At 34.1% G+C, this 17,964-nt stretch carries 17 protein-coding genes; 3 read left to right on the top strand and 14 right to left on the bottom strand.

Features of this window, described 5'->3' with window-relative positions; genetic code table 11:
* Positions 1-497 precede the first annotated feature (497 nt).
* The gene (locus TERY_RS07550) at positions 498-1,715 is read left to right on the top strand and encodes an HhoA/HhoB/HtrA family serine endopeptidase (protein WP_011611277.1); all 1,218 of its coding nucleotides are present in this window, start codon (positions 498-500) and stop codon (positions 1,713-1,715) included.
* 944 nt (positions 1,716-2,659) lie between these two features.
* Entirely contained in the window at positions 2,660-4,501 is a 1,842-nt protein-coding gene (locus TERY_RS24980; protein WP_011611276.1) for a calcium-binding protein, read from the top strand.
* An 878-nt stretch (positions 4,502-5,379) separates the two neighbouring features.
* On the opposite strand, the gene TERY_RS07540 is transcribed toward TERY_RS24980, so the two are convergent.
* The 3 genes from TERY_RS07540 to TERY_RS07535 all read right to left on the bottom strand — a co-directional run bounded on the left by TERY_RS07540 (position 5,380) and on the right by TERY_RS07535 (position 6,161).
* Entirely contained in the window at positions 5,380-5,583 is a 204-nt protein-coding gene (locus TERY_RS07540) for a hypothetical protein (RefSeq protein ID WP_044136560.1), read from the bottom strand.
* A gap of 89 nt (positions 5,584-5,672) precedes the next feature.
* On the bottom strand, positions 5,673-5,816 hold the full coding sequence (locus tag TERY_RS32645) for a hypothetical protein (protein WP_155994355.1): 144 nt from the start codon (positions 5,814-5,816) through the stop codon (positions 5,673-5,675).
* A 114-nt stretch (positions 5,817-5,930) separates the two neighbouring features.
* Entirely contained in the window at positions 5,931-6,161 is a 231-nt protein-coding gene (locus tag TERY_RS07535; RefSeq protein WP_044136559.1) for a hypothetical protein, read from the bottom strand.
* A 433-nt stretch (positions 6,162-6,594) separates the two neighbouring features.
* On the opposite strand from TERY_RS07535, the gene TERY_RS07530 reads away from it, so the two are divergent.
* Positions 6,595-7,218, top strand: coding sequence for a ribonuclease H-like domain-containing protein (locus TERY_RS07530; RefSeq protein WP_011611275.1), 624 nt, complete (start codon positions 6,595-6,597; stop codon positions 7,216-7,218).
* Between the two features lie 1,217 nt (positions 7,219-8,435).
* On the opposite strand, the gene TERY_RS07525 is transcribed toward TERY_RS07530, so the two are convergent.
* The 11 genes from TERY_RS07525 to TERY_RS07475 form a co-directional block, all read right to left on the bottom strand.
* Positions 8,436-9,098 carry an MnhB domain-containing protein gene (locus tag TERY_RS07525; protein ID WP_011611274.1) on the bottom strand — a complete coding sequence of 221 codons (663 nt, stop codon included), beginning with the start codon at positions 9,096-9,098 and terminating at the stop codon, positions 8,436-8,438.
* Complete coding sequence (locus tag TERY_RS07520) at positions 9,098-9,670, bottom strand: hydrogenase subunit MbhD domain-containing protein (RefSeq protein WP_011611273.1); 573 nt, start codon at positions 9,668-9,670, stop codon at positions 9,098-9,100. The genes TERY_RS07525 and TERY_RS07520 overlap by 1 nt, the downstream gene beginning before the upstream one ends.
* A gap of 175 nt (positions 9,671-9,845) precedes the next feature.
* Positions 9,846-10,127 (bottom strand): monovalent cation/H(+) antiporter subunit G, encoded by a 282-nt coding sequence (locus TERY_RS07515; protein ID WP_011611272.1) that lies wholly within the window; start codon positions 10,125-10,127, stop codon positions 9,846-9,848.
* Positions 10,124-10,375 (bottom strand): hypothetical protein, encoded by a 252-nt coding sequence (locus TERY_RS07510; protein WP_011611271.1) that lies wholly within the window; start codon positions 10,373-10,375, stop codon positions 10,124-10,126. Before TERY_RS07510 ends, TERY_RS07515 begins: the two co-directional genes overlap by 4 nt.
* Positions 10,372-10,767, bottom strand: coding sequence for a hypothetical protein (locus TERY_RS07505; protein ID WP_011611270.1), 396 nt, complete (start codon positions 10,765-10,767; stop codon positions 10,372-10,374). The genes TERY_RS07510 and TERY_RS07505 overlap by 4 nt, the downstream gene beginning before the upstream one ends.
* Complete coding sequence (locus tag TERY_RS07500; protein ID WP_011611269.1) at positions 10,740-12,197, bottom strand: proton-conducting transporter membrane subunit; 1,458 nt, start codon at positions 12,195-12,197, stop codon at positions 10,740-10,742. The genes TERY_RS07505 and TERY_RS07500 overlap by 28 nt, the downstream gene beginning before the upstream one ends.
* A 359-nt stretch (positions 12,198-12,556) precedes the next feature.
* A complete protein-coding gene (locus tag TERY_RS07495; RefSeq protein WP_011611268.1) occupies positions 12,557-12,901 on the bottom strand; it encodes an NADH-quinone oxidoreductase subunit K in 345 nt (114 codons plus the stop codon).
* A 707-nt stretch (positions 12,902-13,608) separates the two neighbouring features.
* Complete coding sequence (locus TERY_RS07490; protein WP_011611267.1) at positions 13,609-14,442, bottom strand: metallophosphoesterase; 834 nt, start codon at positions 14,440-14,442, stop codon at positions 13,609-13,611.
* A 203-nt stretch (positions 14,443-14,645) separates the two neighbouring features.
* Positions 14,646-16,115 carry an FAD-dependent oxidoreductase gene (locus TERY_RS07485; RefSeq protein ID WP_011611266.1) on the bottom strand — a complete coding sequence of 490 codons (1,470 nt, stop codon included), beginning with the start codon at positions 16,113-16,115 and terminating at the stop codon, positions 14,646-14,648.
* Positions 16,116-16,367: 252 nt separating this feature from the next.
* On the bottom strand, positions 16,368-17,438 hold the full coding sequence (gene cobD, locus TERY_RS07480) for a threonine-phosphate decarboxylase CobD (RefSeq protein WP_044137258.1): 1,071 nt from the start codon (positions 17,436-17,438) through the stop codon (positions 16,368-16,370).
* Between the two features lie 13 nt (positions 17,439-17,451).
* Complete coding sequence (locus TERY_RS07475; RefSeq protein ID WP_011611264.1) at positions 17,452-17,739, bottom strand: HU family DNA-binding protein; 288 nt, start codon at positions 17,737-17,739, stop codon at positions 17,452-17,454.
* Positions 17,740-17,964 lie beyond the last annotated feature (225 nt).

Genomic DNA, 17,964 nt, shown 5'->3' with positions numbered 1-17,964 from the left:
TTTTTTTATTTTCCATACTCAGATAGGTTCATGGGGGATTTTTAGGAGGATATCAAAATAGATTTACCTTTTTTTGCTCAGAAGTAATTAATATTGAAAAATCTGAAATGGCTGGAGAGCAAATTTAGAGGTTAGTTACTGATGAATTTTGGTAATTTCAGATATAGAATCAAAATTGGTATAGTTATTTTTTGAAGTCAAATAGCAAATATTATTAATTTTTGCCAGAAACTGTCCGCCTGATTATGTAGAAGTATAATGATATAAATATCAAAACTTCTGGAAGCTTCTAGTCAACATGAACAAGGGTAGTTGAGTCCAACTCTCTTGAATTGAAAATCTAATTTAAATAGGACAAGCCCAGTATTTTTTGATTTTTAGTTCTCAAGTAAATTTTTTAAGTAATTTTTTTTGTTCATGGGAATGTGGTCAAAGCAGCCCCCTTCCCCTCCCTTGTCCCAATATTTAAAAATAGAATTATCTAGTAGGAAAAACAAATGGCTTTATCTTTTAAACAATTAACTTTGTATTTTTCTCTGTTGTCCATTGGTACTGCTACGGGATGGTTGGGTCATCATTATCTCGAAGCTAATAAATGGTCAAATGACTCTGATGTAATATCTTCTGTAGTTAAGAAACAAGCACAACCATCTACTCCAAACTCTGGAAATAACCTAGTTTCCTTTTCTCATCATAATTTTATTGCCGAAGCAGTCAAAAAAGTTGGCCCATCAGTAGTCCGTATTGATGCAGCTAAAAAGTTAACAACTGAAGCTCCAGAAGCTTTAAAGAATCCTCTATTGAAACGTTTCTTTGGGGAAAATTTGCCGGTTCCAGAAGAACGAACTAAGCGTGGTACTGGGTCAGGGGTAATTATTAGTTCTGATGGCCGCTTAATTACAAATGCTCATGTTGTTCATGGAGCAAATACGGTTAAGGTGACATTGAAAGATGGCCGGGTATTTGATGGTGTGGTTAAAGGGGTGGACTCACTGACTGATATAGCAATAATTAAAATTGAGGCCACAGATTTACCAGAGGTATCTATTGGCAAATCAGAACAATTAATTCCTGGACAATGGGCGATCGCTATTGGTAATCCTTTGGGTTTGGACAATACTGTAACAGTGGGAATTATTAGTGCTATTGGTCGCACCAGTTCTCAAGTAGGTATTCCAGATAAACGAGTTCGCTTTCTTCAGACAGATGCTGCAATTAATCCTGGCAACTCTGGTGGGCCACTTTTGAATGATCAAGGTGAAGTAATTGGTATTAATACAGCTATTAGAGCGAATGCTCAGGGGTTAGGGTTTGCTATTCCCATAGAAACTGCAAAAAGAATTGCTGATGAATTATTTGTCTATGGGAAAATAGAGCACCCATTTTTAGGTATTTCAATGGTTGATTTAACTCCTGAGGTCAAGGATGAAATTAATAGAAAACTGGATACGAAAATTAAGGATAATCAAGGTGTAGTAATTATGAGAGTTATAGAAGATTCTCCTGCACAAAAAGCTGGTTTACGTCAAGGAGATGTGATTCAAAAAGTAGGGGGAGTAGTAGTGAAAAGTCCAACAGAAGTTCAACAAGAAGTAGAAAAAAGTTTAGTAGGAAAAAATTTGGCAGTGGAGGTAATTCGTAATCGGAAAATTGCCAAAATTTTGGTTAAACCTGATGCTTTTCCTGAACCACTTGAGTTAGAACTAAAGGAATAGAATTTATAATTGAGAAGTTAGAAGTTAGAGCTCAGAGCTTGGTATTAGAACTCAGAAGTTTTTTTTAGTAATTGGTATGAGTAAGTAACTTTATAATACTATTTCTCAATAACTTTTCTAGCTGTATCCTGAGCTGGGGAGTATAACTCAGGACTGACAACTCACAACTAAAAAGTTTTTTTTGGTAATTGGTATGAGTGAGTAACTCTATTTACCGTAAAACATAAGAATAATTAACATTAATTTAGTTTAAATTAGTAAATAAGTTATTATATTTTTATTAATTACTTAATAACTGAAGTGACACCTAAGTATATTATTACTATGAAAAATTTATCGGAAAAAAGATTGTATATCTAATTATATTAATCAAAATAGTAGTAGATTAACATAATTAAAATAGTGGGTTAGGACAGATTGTAAAATACCTTTCAAAACTTAATTTTTAGACGTAAATATGCACTCTACAATAATGAACTATCATTTGATAGTAGATGAAATAAAACATTTAATTCTAGTTTGACATCTACAAAATATATTCTCATAAAAGTAGTAGGCAAGTTTCATAATAATTCCCTACAATTTTTTTATAATAAGGTTAAATAAAATAATAAATAGTACTAGAAATATAAATTTTTGCTATAAATATTTAGGACACCACTATTGAGTCTGGAGATAGCACTGAGGAGTTAGAATAAACAGTTTAAATATCATTATATTGGTTAGTTTAAATATCCATTTATCGTTAAAGAGAAATATAATTAAATTATTCTTGATTACCCAGATTATTTGTAACATTCTTTTTTCACCCTTGGTACTATGATAAATACATCATATCAATAGCTTCTATTTTTAAGGGTTTTAAGGGGATAAAAAAGGAACTTTTTAATTTTATTACCTTCGATTTAGTCTGAGTTACTGATAAATAATAACTGATAACCGAAATGACAAGCATTACAACCATCTCCCAGTTAGAATTAACATTCACAGAAATAGCAGGAACAATATTTTCTATTACTGGTAACGATACTTTTATTCTGAGGGCAGATAATGGTCAAAACTTCTTTGTTGACCTTATAGATGAACTAAATACTTCGATCTTGGGTTTACAGGTTGGTAAGTCAGTTAGAGTTACAGGTTTTCTCAATATAGAAAATAACCGATTTAACCTAATTAATACAATTCTAATTAATCAGGATGGTACAAGACCACCACTACCAATTTTTGGTATACAAACTATTTCTGGAACTGTTGGTTTTGTGGTTAATGATAGTCAATTTATTCTCAACTCAAATGGTCAAATATACTTTGTTAATTTATTAGATGAATTTAATGCTATAGGATTAGGTTTACAACCAAATCAAATTATTGCAATTTCTGGTTCTGTTACCTTAGAAAATGGTAGAATTGATGTTAATAGTTCTAGGATTATAGATGGTGTAAATATTCCGACTCAACCTCCTTTTCTCCCTGATGGTGAATTTCCACCCGGTTCAATTATTGGTAATAATAGTACTCAATTTATTCAAGGTACTTTTAACAGTGATACTGTTTTTGGCTTTGGTGGCAATGATACTATTGATGGTCAAGATGGTAATGATAGTCTGTTTGGCAATTCGGGGAGTGATAGTATTGTTGGGGGTATAGATGATGATATTATTTTTGGCAATGTCGGAATAGATACTATTGATGGCCAAGATGGTAATGATAGTATTTTGGGGAATGAGGATGATGATATTCTCGGTGGTGGTGAAGACAATGATACTATCCGGGGTAATACAGGTAGTGATGAAATAGATGGGGGGAGCGGTGATGATGGTCTCTACGGTAATGTGGGCAGTGATAGTATTTTTGGCAATGTTGGTAATGACAGTATTTGGGGCAATGAAGATAGCGATCGCTTAGAAGGTGGGCCCGGAAATGACAGTATTTGGGGCAATGAAGATAGCGATCGCATAAAAGGCGGGTTCGGAGATGACAATATTTGGGGCAATGAAAATAGCGATCGCCTAGAAGGTGGGTTCGGGAATGATAGTGTTGTTGGCAATGAAGGGAATGATAGTATTTTTGGTAATGAAGGGAATGATAGTATTTTTGGCAATGAAGAGAATGATAGTATTTTTGGCAATGAAGGGAATGATAGTATTTTTGGCAATGAAGGGAATGATAGTATTTTTGGTAATGAAGGGAATGATAGTATTTTCGGTAATCAAGGAAATGACTGTCTGGAGAGTAACTCAGGTGATGATACTATTCGTGGAGGAAAAGGTGATGATATAGTTGATGGTGGTTTTGATTTAGATTTTCTCTTAGGAGAATTGGGTAATGATCAGTTGAGTGGAGGAGACGGTGATGATTTAATATTTGGTGGTAAGGATGATGATTTAATATTTGGTGGTGGGGGGAATGATACTCTCAATGGAGATATGAACAATGATACTATTATTGGGCAGTTGGGTAATGATTTTATTATTGGTACAAGTCTTAAGTCTGGAGAAAATGAGATTGATTTTTTGATTGGTAGCGAGGGAACTGATACCTTTGTTTTGGGTAATAGCAATGTTGCTTTTTACAGTTTTGCTGGTAGTAGTGATTATGCAGTAGTTACTGATTTGAATAATTTGGAAAGTGATAAGATGATTGTATTTGGTGGTGATGGAATTGTTTTAGGACCTGCTTCTGTAGGTACGGATCAAGGTACAGGAATTTTTGTGGATGAAGATTTAATAGCTATTGTTGTTGGAGTCACGGTGTTGGATCTTCAAAGTGGGTTGATTTTCATTTAGAAGAAGTAGGGAAAGGCGATCGCTTTTTTGTAATCAAGACTTTAGTCGTATCAGGTTGATAGTGGGTTCGGTGGGTGAGGTTAGTAACTGATGGGTTGTTGGTGGGGCGATCGTTGTTCTAATATTGGCAGGCGATCTGTCCTTAAATATGGTTAGTTTGGGAGGAGCGATCGCTTTGTGAGGCTATCGCCCCTGTCCCAAAAATCACAGCCACCTATCAACAACTCCGAATAATGTTCCTCTGAATTTAGCACAAGAAAAATTAATCTCTAAATTTAACCATCAGCTTCATTATAGGGGTCAAAATACTCAGAACCAAGGAACCCAAGATTTCGTCAGACTCCCTACCTAACAGATTTTTACCTGATGCAAATCCCGAAGCCCCCCAGAATAGTTCATAAGTTTCACCAGTATAGTTCTCATCGTAGTAGTCATAAACGTAAACATCGCCAATATCATTTTACTACCTACACCACTCTTAAGACCCCATGTCTGTTCGCGACCATTACTGGTGTATAATGACTCACCGTCCGCTTAAATTTTTAGGGAATACTTTGCAAAAACAGCTATAAATTTTACCCTATATAGTTTTCTACAAATTAGGTCAGCAGAATGGAGTAAGTTAGCGATCGTGTCAGTATCAGGTCCTTCTATAGCTAACTTACTCCCTCAAACCCTAATAAACTTGTTGATAGTAAATCAGTTGTTTTTTATTGATAAATTTTTGCTGATCTCCCTAAATTTAAATCCCAGAAATGATTTGGGGAAGCTTATAAAATTTTCGGTTTGAGAAACAGCCGAACCTTAAGCAATGAGTCACTTAAAGAATATGTTCCTAGTTTTTCCTACAAAAAACCATAATAGGAGTCGCATAGATCCTAAAAGTAGGTGAAGTAATATTTATCAGAATTTGAATCATCTGCTTCAATAGTTAACTTGCTGTCGCTGTAGTCAAAGCTGTAGTCAAAAAGGTCACTGTCAACAATACTCTGAATTGCCACTTGGTAATCACTAGCAGTAGCTAAACTTGTCCCCACTCTCAAAGTATAACTGCTATCACTAGGAGTTGAGTTAGAGATCATACTATCAAATACATCATTCTTCTACAAATAGATACGAACATTCTCCCTAATATTATCCTCCCAGTCAATGTAGTAGCTTTTTTCTGTTTCTAGACTGTTCCCCCGTTGAAAGCTGTGACAGTTATGAACTCCTCTAAACAGATATTCCCATCATTATTCAGGTCAATATTAAACTCTTCTTTTAGGGGCAACAAATGATCTCCTCCCAACCAACCAGAACCCCTATTAATCACACCTTAAGAATTTGTATTCCAGACATAAGCTTTACCACTCAAGGCATTTTTACCTTGGAGTAAGAAACGATAACCAGCTACTGAAACTAACTCCACCGCCACACCATCCCAGTCCTAGTGAGTGTTGTCAGTATTATTTTCCCCTTTATTATTGTGAAGTTGTAGCTTCTCGTCTCTATTAACTATCGGGTAAGTCTCATCTGAAGTTTTAGCAAAAGTTGCTGTGCTTTTAAATTTAATAATGTTAAAAGAAGAAGCGATAATCTCATTATCAACTATTCCAGCTAACATTGGGTTAGTAAACTCTGGTTTAAAGTTACTAGATTCTCCAAAAATATCATTCATAATAATAGTTTCTCTATAAAAAATTAAGATGACTAATAAATTCTTTAAATGAAATTCAATAATTTAAGCAAGTATTTTTTTCTACAGAAATACTTAATATTTTTAGATTTTGTCGATAAGGCAATAGGCAATAGGGAAAAGCCCTAAAGTATTTAGTTATAGTTATATAAACAATAGCTATACTTACTAAGTAATTAATAAACTATAACAATAACATTTTGATAATTATTAGCTAGGAGTATGTTAAATATTTTTATGTTTGCTTCTTTTTAGGAAAGTTCCATTCAACCTCCCTAACTAATTCCCCTCCACATATCTAAAACCTAAAACCTAACACCTAACAATTAATACTTTAATACTTATTATCCCGTCAAGGTATAATTACTAAGTCTGAAAAAATATTAGTAATTATTTAGTAATTATCAGGTGAGTAATGAGTGATTTTCAAGTATGCGATCGCGATTTAACCAAGGACATATTATCTAATTATTTGCAAGCTGATAGTATGGCAGTAGATACAGAAACAATGGGGTTATTACCAAGGCGCGATCGCTTATGTTTAGTCCAGTTATGTGACCCTCTTGGCCAAGTTACAGCAATTCGTATTCATAAGGGGCAACAAGAAGCACCAAATTTAAAACAATTAATGGAGGCAAATAGCATAGTTAAAGTATTTCATTTTGCTAGATTTGATGTAGCAATGTTGCAACATTATTTAGGTATTAAAGTTTCCCCAATTTTCTGTACCAAAATTTCCAGTAAATTAGCACGAACTTATACAGGTAAACATGGTTTAAAAGATTTAGTAATGGAGTTAGAAAAAGTAGAGTTAGATAAATCTTCCCAAAGTTCTGACTGGGGAAATGCAGAGAATTTAACAGAAAAACAATTGAATTATGCTGCTAACGATGTGCGATATTTATTGAGCGTCAGGGAGAAGTTAAGTAAAATATTGAAACGTGAAGAAAGGTGGGAGTTAGCACAGCAATGTTTTGAATGTTTACCCGTATTTGTAGGATTAGATTTGTTGCAATATAAGGATATTTTTGAGCATTAATTAACTAGGGTTTTGTGGGGCAATATTTATCTTTTTTTTATTTAATAGTGTTACACGGAACCACCCTTTAGTGACGTTGCATACAACGTCACTACTTCAATGTTATCCGGGAAATTTAACAGTTGAAAAAAAGTTAACTACACTAATTGAAAATCAAACATAATATAGGGATTTCATAAGAGTATGAGTAATTTATTAAGTGTACAAAAGGCAACCAATTTTTTAGGTAAATTATTCATAATTAATCCCTCAAAAAAATCAACTTTTGAATAAAATTTAGCTAATAATGTGTTGGAAATAATTACAGTCTTTTCAGCTAAATTATATAGTTTTCGGAGCCACAAAAATAAACAAATTGTTCAATAAATAAAAAATGTTGTATCAAAGCTTTGAAACTAAGTTAAAACTTAACAATCAACAAAAAACAATACTGGTAAAACACCCTGCAGTTCCCCGTCATATTTATAAATGGGAATTATAAACTTGTATCAAAGAGTGCAAACAAACAAGAAGCGACTTAGTGCTATCACTTTCCATAATCGTTTGTTTGCTGAAGTTAAAAGAAAGTCAAAGTCTCTGGTTTTATGAAGTAAAATTTTCCCCTTGTTTGCTGAAGTTAAAAGTCAAAGTCTCTGGTTTTATGAAGTAAAATTTTTCCCTTAGCAAGCATTAAGAGATTGACAGAGAGCATTAAAAAACTTTTTAAATATTCCCAAATACGGATTCCCTAACTTTAAGAAACAGGGGAAATAAAGACAGTTTCTATTTATAATTTTTCTATTTAGAAGGTAGTATTAATATACTTCAAGGAAATCACATACAAATTTAAGCATTCAGCTAAATTCCTACAAAAATATATTCAAAAAGATTTAGTTATATTAACTGTAGATTTTTATTTATATTTCTATATCCAAACATATACATTTACTGCAAACTTTAGCCAAACTAGACTTGCTGATGCTTCAACCTCAGCGTCATTCAATCTTCATAAAAATAAACCTTGAGCACCTTTTCTCCTCCATGCTATGCTAAATTAGAACAAACATAATCAGAATAAAATCATTAAAGTTTAAAAAATCTTTTATAGCAGCATCAAAAGCAACTTAGTATACCTATAAAAAATCAAAATTATTAGTATTTTTATGACTATAACCATCAAACTATAAAAACTATATGCTACCGCCCCATCATCCCATCACTCCATCCACCTCACACCCTCACAACAACCCCCGATAACGAATAAACAATAAAATAACCGCCCACGAACCCAATGCCACTTTTATAGCCACCAAAAAATTCAGTATCGGAACAATTCCTCCACTAAATAAATCTCCTAATGTTCCTTGAGGTAATTCCCATCCCATCATAGTTATCCCTGCCAATATTATGAATACTAAAACTGAAACTTTTTCCCAGATAGCAGCATTCCATCTCTGATATATCTTTTCCATCTTATCCGGTGATGAAGTCATAGCAACTAAACCAATAGCAGTTCCTCCTGCTATCCCTGCAGCAAAACCACCCCCCGGACTCAGATGCCCCCGAATTGATAACTCAATACTCACCATCGCCGCAATAGTCGCTCCTAAACGTGCTAAAACTCTGGATGTGGGATCGCTTAATCTATAAAAATTATCGGTAGGTTCTTCGTCTGACAATAAAAAACGAACACCCAAGATAGCTATCGTAAATACTATCACCTCAAAAACCGTGTCATAAAGTCGATTTCTAAAAATGATGCCAGAAACTGCATTAGCTACTCCACTATCCGCGACTATTGATTCAACAATAGGTATTCTATCCCATTCTCCCATTGGGTTAGGTATAAATAGCACTGTTATAAACAATGCTACTCCCGCTAAAAAATAAACCAATTTCATTAATCTTTTTCCTCCAAGTTACTGACATTTATATATCTCACAGTTGTTTCTGATAAAGTTAGTTCCTTTTCCATAATTTCAAATAGACGATACACTCTAGTAGTAGTCTGATAAGTTTGTTTGCCCTCTAGTTTTAATTCATCTGGTTTGCCAAAAATAGTATGAACTTCTTTGGATCGTAACCCTCCTTCTAAAGCTTGTTGAGTTGGATATTCGACTAATTCCAAACGCAAATGATATTTATCAATAATTTTTCTCATATTATCGACAACTTCCTTCATATAACTTTCTGTTTCTGCCTCAACTTCTTTAAGTATTCCCAAACGCATTACTAAAGAAGAACGAACTGTAATCACATAAAGGCTGACAGCTAACATTGTTGCAACTAAAGCTTCCGTTAAAGCTACATCCGCAGCACCCAAAAGTGCATAAACTAATGCTGCTATTTCTCCTAAAATGGCTCGGATAATAAGACCATTATAAGGATTAACTTGAAGTACCAGTATCAAGGCGGCCAATGGTAAAAGCCCGATGATAACATAAACATAAATATCAATATCAATATCATTCATTGGTATTAGTCAAGAAATAATCATTAAGAAATATTATATGCATCCTCCAGAAGAGCTACTATAAGCCTTTTTCTGTCCTAGGCTTTAGCCCGGCTATAAATATTTGAGAAGCTACAACAAAACTACAAGCTTAATTATAAGCATTCAACCGAACAGAATAATAGACATCTATCTTTTAACTTTCAATATCGGTATCAACACTAGAACAATATGCCAAAATGTATCCTAAAAGTGTATTCCAAATCGCCAAAGTAATAATTGCTAATAGCAATAAAGGCCATTCTCTAGGTATTTTCAGGAGTAAACCCACAACAATACTTATTGAACCCAGGGTATCAGCCACCGACAAACTATGGAGCTTATATAAAACCGATCTGTGACCAACTAGAGGAAATGTTCCCCAAAACCAGAAGAACACTCCCACAACTATTAAACCATAACTTAAAATGTCAATCATACCTTGTTTAAACTTTTAATTAAATGTGCTAGTAGCATTAATGCCGCATTACCTACAGCCAAAATAATTACTGCAACTACCCCAATAGACCAATCATTGCGTAAAACCGACACAACTAATATCATAATAGAGGTTTTAGTAGCAATACTACTAAAAGCCAGCATTTTCTGCCAAATATCGTCATCCTGCCAGGCTTCATAAATGGGTATGAGCACAGACAAACTCATAACAATTAAAATATACTTCATTTTTTTCTCTTCGGTTTCACTCGGTGTACTTCATACCACCCCCCTTCGTTATATTTAAAGACAATAGTTTTGGGAGTAAAGGTAATCAAAAATATATCTAGAAAAATCAATTGAGGTGTTCGTTGTGTTTTAAGATGTTCCCAAACCACAACTTCTTCATCATGGGGATGAAGCATCATTTGTATTGCTTCAATATAAGATTGAGGAATGGCGACGATAATTTCCCATATGACTCGCAGCCAATCACTTAATAATCCCAGAGATGTTTTTTTATGGGGCAATAAACAAGCAACACTAACACCAATAATCGTATTTTCCCAACTTAAGTCGGTGGTGAGTAAAAACCAAATTGCCAGTCGTAATATTATGTTAAAAAGGGCAGTTGCGTCCATATCATCCAGAATAGTAAAATTAACATTAGGCTCATAAACCCAATCAGATGGTCAAATTCTTCCATCGACCTTGGTAACTTAATCGCCAATTTCTGAAAAATACATATATATATTACCCAACCAATAGTTATAGTTATCAATGCTTTAGTAATATTTTCAATGTTGTAAGCTTCAGAATAAAAACCATTTGCCACTATCAAACCACCGATCAATGGTACTATCGCAAACCAAAAACTCAAATTAACTTTGATTGGTTCCTCATTTTTCTGGTGAGGCAGAAAAATGAATTTAGCAAAAGAAATTGCCGTTCCTACTGCTGCAATATTGATAGCAATAACCTCCCAGGATAATAAATTTTTCGAGGTTAATACCTTGGCTTCAAAACCAGCAAGTAATGGACAACCAGAAATAGAAAAACTAGCGATCGCTAAAATTACCCAAATTCTATTATCAATAGGATGATTCTGTAATTCCTTAAAATTACGACTAGGCAAAACTCCTGAAATTAAAAACAAAGCAGATTTAACCAAACCGTGACTCAAAGCATAGAAACCTCCTACTACTGGGGCAGCAAGTATAAAACCCAACTGAGAAATAGTGTGAAATGCCAGCATACGCTTAGTATCTTTTTCCAATATGGCAAAACTAACTCCTAAAAGGGCCGTACCTATTCCAAAAAGTCTAACTATCGGCTCTATTTCTTCTACAATTAGCGCACAACGCACTAATGGAAAAACTCCTGCCTTGACTACCACTCCTGACAATATTGCCGATACCGGACTCTCTGACTCAGAATGAGTTAAGGGCAACCATAACCCAGATACAAATATACCACCTTTTATCAATAATCCCAAAAATATCACCGCAATAGCTTCTGGAGGCGCACCCCGCAGACCTTCAAAACCAAAGGAATGATGTGCTTGATATACTAAAACTGCCCCTAAAAGATAAAACAGCATTCCTGTATTACCCACAAACAAATAGCGTAACCCTACCCAAATAGACCTATCGGTACGACTATAAGTTATCAGTAGAAATGAAGCAATAGTAATTACTTCCAAAGCTACATACAAACTAATAAAATCTGTACAAATAAAAGTAGCATTAACACTAGCATGCAAAATCGTTAATTGCATATAGAAAAAAGCTGTTTTATTGCTATCCCAACAGTAAAATATTACTGCTGTTGTTACTAGAGCATTAGTGATAATAAAAAAGCCACCTATTTGGTCAATAGTTAAAGTTACACCAAAATTATCAAGTAACTTTATTTCTAAAAGAAACGATGGGTCTGCAAATATTATCAAAGCATAGTTAACAGAAAGCAATGCTACTCCCAGTGCCAGAAAGCGAGAACATTTGGGTAGTAAATAGATAATGAAACCAACACAAAATTGTAATGCCATCCAGGCAACTGTCAAATTAGCCATAAAACATAAAAGTCAAAAATAATGCATTTAAAAGTCATACATTAAGAAAAAAAAGATAGATTTCAGCCAATCCTTTCAGAGTCTACTGAGTATAGTTTTTCTTGATGGAAAATAGTAAATCCGATAACTGTATAGCCCTATTTCATCTCATTTAAGTTTTTTCCTTCTTTTTTTTTTCTTAACTGTACTTTAGCTTGATAATACTGATATCATCAAGACATACTTAGCATACAGCAATGATCCTACTGCTGATACTAAAAAGCCATAAAGTTTGGATATGTAGATAGATAACTAACCCCACAAAAAAATGGCAACGCCATCCAAGCAATTGTCATATTGGTCACTTTAGTTATCAATTGTTATGGCAGATTGTTTTTTTCGATCACATTAGCTTCTAGAGTAGGATTATCCTTTGACAACTTGATCACACCCACCAGCATTAAAGCTTGAATTGAAAAACCAATAACAATGGCAGTTAATATAACCGCTTGAGGCACAGGATCCGAATAAGCAACAACATTTTCCCTTTCACTTATAATAGGAGTGAATACACCATCTCGTGATGCCACCAACACATAATAAGCAATAACCCCTGTACTCATAATATCCATTGACATGACTTTCATCACCAAATTTTTCTTAAATATAATGCCGAAAAATCCACATAATACGGTGAAAAGTATCAAAGCTTCTAATCTTAACATATAATTTCAGTATTTAGTAGTTAATAATTGGTTTAAATATTTATATCTTACAAGGCAATATAACCAAATAATCTATTAATAAGACTTTAGCAAATTGTCAACCTAAACCTATCCTCAATTCTCTTTATTAGGGGCAAATACTTCAATTTTTTTTTATTTAACCAATACCACAAAATTCTCAGAGATAGATCTACGAAATACCTCTAAAGTTTTGTTAACCCAACCACTACTTCTACCCCCACTTAAGCAATGCAAAAAAATGATAAGTTTATCAGCACAAAATACCAAAATTATATGCCTCTTGAAGTTGCTTTTATAATAGTATCTAACACCTGTTTTGTAATATGAATATTTTAAATATATGACTAAGGCGATACTAACTTATATGGAAAAAAGAGGGCATGGCCACTAAAGTTATTTCTTTCATTTGACTTTTGCACCTATAGTAATTAGCTGAAATATATATACTGCATATATTTTACCCATTTTTTTTTATTTTTAGCACTCTTTTTTAGAATAAAAAACTCTAAAATTCATAGCATTTTGCAACTTTATATGCTCATATAGTTATATAGTCATTGATATATTGATATTTGTGAAAGTTGATTCAAATTGGGATTGTATTTAAATAGTTAACTACTATAATTTGTAATGATTTTTGATTTTGGAGATCTCTAGGTCAAAATTATAGACAATAGTTACAAACCTTAATAATTAGTTACTAACGTGATTATTGTCACTTCTGGAGGACAAAATAATCTCCCTGGAAAATAAGTTCCTAAACCACGATTCACATATAAAAAGTTATTTCCAATTTGATGCAATCCCTGAGACCATTCCCAATACTTAACTATTTTCTCACATTTTCCGATAAATGGTACAACAGGCTGTAGAAATTTGGGGATTAATTTACGAATAGGTTCTCTAAACTGAGCTAGAGGTCCGAGATATGGTAGTCTAATCTGACCTCCATGAGTATGACCTGATAGCTGTAGATCAATACGCCATTTTTGTAATACTTTAGCTGTGTCGGGATTGTGAGATAAAACAATCCGAGGAACTGTTTTATTTATAGACTCTATGACTGGAAATGGTTGGAAGTTAGCAGACCAATAATCTTCTAACCCCACTAAGGCTAAACCTGAACCCAGAGGATAAACGACTTGGTTCAGTAGAATGGGAATCTCAACACGAGTAAAAGCTTCTATAACTTTATCCCTAGCACCTGGATATTCTTCATCATGATTACCAAGGACAGCATAAACTCCAGCGCGACTTTTAAGATCTTTCAACCGCAATACCAGATCATCTACAGGTGTAGGTTCATCAGTGATAAAATCTCCTGTCAGTAAAATTAAATCTGGTTCAACTTTATTGGTAATAGCGATCGCTCTAGTAAGTAACCATTCAGATAGTCGCTTTCTGTCATAGTGGAAGTCTGACAGTTGTACGAGTTTTGTCCCTTGTAAATTTTGAGGCAACCCATTAATTTTTAGGGTTAAGCGATCTACTTGTAATGGGCCTGTTAATATCCTGTGCATAGTTTATAAACTGTGACTACACTTAGGTCCCTTAAGCATAGCAAGGTAAAATATTAGTTGTGGAGTTTGAAATACCCTTAAAAGTTATGCCTTAGTATTTCAGAAAAATTAGAGTTTCAATATTATTTATCCTATCATTCCTGTGATATTTACCCTATTTAAATCTTACACTTTAATACCTTAACTCCTAACTCCTGAGCTAACTATTCTATCAAGGAACGTCGCCAATGAAATAAATTTAACAAACAATCTTTAACTATTTTATTATTCTCTCGTTTTTGCCTTAACCATACTGTTGCTGTTTGACCATTAATCTCTGATGCTGTTGGCCAAATATGAGGTAAGTCAGCGATCGCTTCTATTGTTATTCCTTCACGAATAGCTAATGCCATCACATGAATTATCTCACTTGCTTGATTTCCTACCACTGAAACACCTAAAATTTTACCATTACTATGACCTACTATTTTACAATATCCTGTTGTTTTATTTAAAATTTGTGCCCAATCTTGATGTTTGAGATATTGCCGATGAACAAATACATTTTCTCCATAACGTCGTCTAGCTTGTTGCTCAGTTAAACCAACTCTTGCTAATTGTGGATCTGAAAATATTGCCCAAGGAATACCACTATAATTAACTGAAAAAATAGGTAAATAGAGAATATTTTTTATTGCTACTCTAGCTTCATAATTAGCAACATGGCGAAATGAATATCCACCCATTAAATCTCCACAACCATAAATTCGATAATTGCTAGTTTGTAGCTTTTTATTTAATAACAATTTATGACCATTAAACTTGACTCCTACTGCTTCTAAATTTAAAGTTTGCAGATTTGCTTTATTACCTGCTGCCAAGATAATTTCATCTACCTCTATAGCTTCATTTCTTGCTAAAATCCATTTTTTATTCTTAATTTTTCTCACTTGAGATACTTCTGTTTGAGTTAATATTCTAATACCTTCAGCTTCTAACTGAGCTTGAACTAAAAATGCTGCTTCTGAATCTTCTTTACCTAAAATATGAGAATTTTTGACTACTATAGTTACTTGAGTTCCTAAGCGAGAAAAACTTTGTGCTATTTCTATTCCGCTGGGGTCCCCACCAATAACAGCTAAAGTTTCGGGAACCTTTGATAGTTCTTGAATTTCTTCGGGAGTAATAAATCCAGTACTTATTAATCCAGGAATTGCTGGTATTATAGGCTGAGATGGAGTAGCTAATAAATATTTGCGTGAGCGTAGATGTCTTCCTTTAACAACAAAAGCAAGTTTTGGGCGATCGACAAACTTTCCCTCACCAAAAATCACGTCTATTCCTAAAGTTGCTAAAACTTCTGGTTCATATTTAGCTAATTGATTATTCACTACATAATCAGCATACTTTTTAGCTTCTTGAAACTTTACCCAAACTTCTCCAGAATCATCAGTTCCCTCATAAATACCAAACTGTTTTTTGTGGTGTATTTGTTCGACAAAATTTGCTATTTTACTGATAATTTTGTTGTGATTAAATCCTTGAGTATTACTAAAAATTGGGGAAGTAACTGTATTTATTTCCGTAGGAGGAGGTTGTATAAGAGCAACACGACCTTGAAGTTTTGTTGCAGTGATAGCTGCATAAATACCTGTTATTGTTCCACCTACAATTACTACATCGTAATCCAGCATAATCTATAATTTTTTTTCTTTGTCCCTATTGAGTTTTAAGCTATTTTTGAACTTAAAAATCTCAAAGCATCCCTAGGTACTAACCTAATACTCAAAACCTACTTAATAAGTAGGTTTAATCATCTATCAAATAGTAAGGTCAATTCCCACAAGGTGAGAATCATTTAAAAAGTTACTTCTAAGTTCTTTTTCCGATTTTTTTTATTTGTCAGATTTCTTTATACCTACCTACTTACCTAAAACTTATTTCAATTACTTCAAAATTTGTCCCAAAGCATCAACTAACTTTTGATTATCTTCTTGGGTACGAACAGCAACTCGAAAATAGCGATCGCCCAATTCTGGAAAACTGGACCCATCTCTAATTAAAATTCTATGCTTTTTCAGTAATGTTGTCTGTAGCCAATCAACAGACTTTTCCGAGTGGACTAATAAAAAGTTAGCTGCACCAGGACATGGCTGTAAACCAGGTAACTCTGCCAAACCTTGGAACAGTTGAGGACGAGCATCTGCTAACCAATCCCAAGTTTGCTGTTGAAAAACTTGGTCTTCTAGAACTGCTTGGGCAGCAGCTATAGCTAAAGTATTTACAGGCCAAGGATCTCGCCACTTTTGCCATTTCCGAAGGCGTTCAGGATGAGAAATTGCATAACCTAGCCTTAATCCAGGTAAACTGTAAAATTTAGTCAGAGAGCGTAAAATAACCAAATTATGAAATTTAGTTACCAGTGGCACCAAGCTTTGAGCTTGGGGTGGTGGTAAAAAGTCCATAAATGCTTCATCTACCACTACTAAACCAAACTTTTCTAAAAAAGGGACTATTGTTTCCACTTCCATCAATAATCCCGTAGGATTATGAGGGTTATTGAGCAGTAGTCCTTTATCTGTGTCAATTTCTATCTGTAATTCTTGTAATTCAGTTAATTTCGATTCCCCAACTTTTAGGGGACATTCAATTACATTAGCTGTAAAAGTTTTTAAAGCGCGTCTATAGTCACCAAAAGCGGGAGTTAGTAAATAAACAGCTTCCAGCTTTGATAAATCTAGGGCCGCCCAAGTTAATAATTCGGCTGCACCATTGCCAGGCAATATCCACTCTGAAGTCAGAGGAGGATGAGCCAAACTAAGAGCCTTTTTTAATTCCTGATAATTAGGGTCTGGATAAGCTCCAAGTTTGCTGATATTAGTTTGAATAGCTTGGATAGCAGAATCAGGTAGCCCCAGAGGATTAATACTAGCCGAGAAATCAACAATAGCAGACATCGGGCAACCTGCTACTGTGGCCGCCCAAGCTAAGTTTCCTCCGTGTAATGGTTTACTCAAAGCTGGATAATAATTATTTACCGTTTCTTTCGGCAACTAACTCTTTGAAAGATTTGCCCGCAGAAAAAGCAGGCACTGTAGTTTCAGGTATTTCCATTTTGTCACCTGTTTTGGGATTACGGCCCTCTCTGGCTTTACGTTCTCTAGATTCAAATGAACCAAAACCAACTAAGGTAACTTTGTCCCCGCTAGCCACAGCATCCATTATAGCTTCTAGGGCTGCACTTAGTACAGCATCGGCTTGCTTTTTCGTGACTTCAGCTTTTTTTGATATTTCATCAACTAATTCACCTTTGTTCATTGAGATACTCCTTTTTTTATAGTGGACAAGATATTCTAGCAGGGTTTAGTTATCAGTAAATGCATAATTCAAGCATGTCAGGTCTTTACATACCATAAATAGGTTTTCAACTATTAGGCTTTTTTTTGATTAACTTCAACCTTTGTTTTCTCTTAAAAAAACCTCAGACTCTTTGAATCATAATGCTTTCCCGTATCCTCTTGCTAATAATAACCAACAGGAATA

Origin of the sequence: Trichodesmium erythraeum IMS101 (genome assembly GCF_000014265.1) — a bacterium.
In the GTDB taxonomy this organism is placed as follows: domain Bacteria; phylum Cyanobacteriota; class Cyanobacteriia; order Cyanobacteriales; family Microcoleaceae; genus Trichodesmium; species Trichodesmium erythraeum.
The sequence above is the reverse complement of the archived record's forward strand: the minus strand, read 5'-3'. Positions and strand labels throughout refer to the sequence as shown.

Excerpts from the sequence above, each read along its gene's own strand:
- TERY_RS07550 (WP_011611277.1), top strand. The coding sequence starts at position 498 with ATGGCTTTATCTTTTAAACAATTAACTTTGTATTTTTCTCTGTTGTCC.
- TERY_RS24980 (WP_011611276.1), top strand. The coding sequence starts at position 2,660 with ATGACAAGCATTACAACCATCTCCCAGTTAGAATTAACATTCACAGAA.
- TERY_RS07540 (WP_044136560.1), bottom strand. The coding sequence starts at position 5,583 with ATGATCTCTAACTCAACTCCTAGTGATAGCAGTTATACTTTGAGAGTG.
- TERY_RS07535 (WP_044136559.1), bottom strand. The coding sequence starts at position 6,161 with ATGAATGATATTTTTGGAGAATCTAGTAACTTTAAACCAGAGTTTACT.
- TERY_RS07530 (WP_011611275.1), top strand. The coding sequence starts at position 6,595 with ATGAGTGATTTTCAAGTATGCGATCGCGATTTAACCAAGGACATATTA.
- TERY_RS07525 (WP_011611274.1), bottom strand. The coding sequence starts at position 9,098 with ATGAAATTGGTTTATTTTTTAGCGGGAGTAGCATTGTTTATAACAGTG.
- TERY_RS07520 (WP_011611273.1), bottom strand. The coding sequence starts at position 9,670 with ATGAATGATATTGATATTGATATTTATGTTTATGTTATCATCGGGCTT.
- TERY_RS07515 (WP_011611272.1), bottom strand. The coding sequence starts at position 10,127 with ATGATTGACATTTTAAGTTATGGTTTAATAGTTGTGGGAGTGTTCTTC.
- TERY_RS07510 (WP_011611271.1), bottom strand. The coding sequence starts at position 10,375 with ATGAAGTATATTTTAATTGTTATGAGTTTGTCTGTGCTCATACCCATT.
- TERY_RS07505 (WP_011611270.1), bottom strand. The coding sequence starts at position 10,767 with ATGGACGCAACTGCCCTTTTTAACATAATATTACGACTGGCAATTTGG.
- TERY_RS07500 (WP_011611269.1), bottom strand. The coding sequence starts at position 12,197 with ATGGCTAATTTGACAGTTGCCTGGATGGCATTACAATTTTGTGTTGGT.
- TERY_RS07495 (WP_011611268.1), bottom strand. The coding sequence starts at position 12,901 with ATGTTAAGATTAGAAGCTTTGATACTTTTCACCGTATTATGTGGATTT.
- TERY_RS07490 (WP_011611267.1), bottom strand. The coding sequence starts at position 14,442 with ATGCACAGGATATTAACAGGCCCATTACAAGTAGATCGCTTAACCCTA.
- TERY_RS07485 (WP_011611266.1), bottom strand. The coding sequence starts at position 16,115 with ATGCTGGATTACGATGTAGTAATTGTAGGTGGAACAATAACAGGTATT.
- TERY_RS07475 (WP_011611264.1), bottom strand. The coding sequence starts at position 17,739 with ATGAACAAAGGTGAATTAGTTGATGAAATATCAAAAAAAGCTGAAGTC.